This is a genomic window from Nocardia rhizosphaerae (assembly GCF_042650365.1).
Lineage (GTDB): Bacteria > Actinomycetota > Actinomycetes > Mycobacteriales > Mycobacteriaceae > Nocardia > Nocardia rhizosphaerae.
Genome location: NZ_JBHSBA010000008.1, coordinates 1 through 798, shown reverse-complemented (window position 1 = coordinate 798; position 798 = coordinate 1). Strand labels below are relative to the sequence as shown.

Genomic DNA, 798 nt, shown 5'->3' with positions numbered 1-798 from the left:
CTTTTCACCTTTCCCTCACGGTACTAGTCCGCTATCGGTCACCAGGGAGTATTCAGGCTTACCGGGTGGTCCCGGCAGATTCACAGCAGATTTCACGGGCCCGCTGCTACTCGGGTATCTCCTACGAGAGCCGTTGAGTTTTCGTTTACCGGACTATCACCGTCTATGGCAGGCCGTTCCAGACCACTTCAACTAACACAACGGTTTCTCACTCTCGCTCACTGCGGCAGCAGTAAGAAAGAAGACCCCACAACACCGCATGGACAACCCCTGCCGGGTATCACATCCACACGGTTTAGCCTCATCCGCTTTCGCTCGCCACTACTCACGGAATCACTGTTGTTTTCTCTTCCTGTGGGTACTGAGATGTTTCACTTCCCCACGTTCCCTCCACACACCCTATATATTCAGATGCGGGTAACACGACATCACTCGTGCTGGGTTTCCCCATTCGGAAATCCTCGGATCTCAGCTCGGTTGACAGCTCCCCGAGGCTTATCGCAGCCTCCTACGTCCTTCATCGGCTCCTGGTGCCAAGGCATCCACCGTACGCTCTTAAACACTTACTAACAAAGATGCTCGCGTCCACTGTGCAGTTCTCAAACAACACACCCGCATCGAACCAGATTCGAAGACCAGCCCGGCAATGCCGGCGATGTCAACGAGATCCGAGCGGATCGTTAGTCTTGCCTTGAAAGACACTCGCGTGTTCTTTCAGGACCCAATAGTGTGCCGGTATATCACCGCGGTCGAAGACTGTGCCCCGACCTTGATGCGATGAGAGTGTCAGTGTTCCAC

General features: G+C 54.3%; 1 rRNA gene. It reads right to left on the bottom strand.

Going from position 1 to position 798, the window contains the following annotated elements:
* Positions 1–569, bottom strand: a 23S ribosomal RNA gene (locus ACFOW8_RS18840); the annotation flags it as partial.
* Between the last annotated feature and the right edge of the window lie 229 nt (positions 570–798).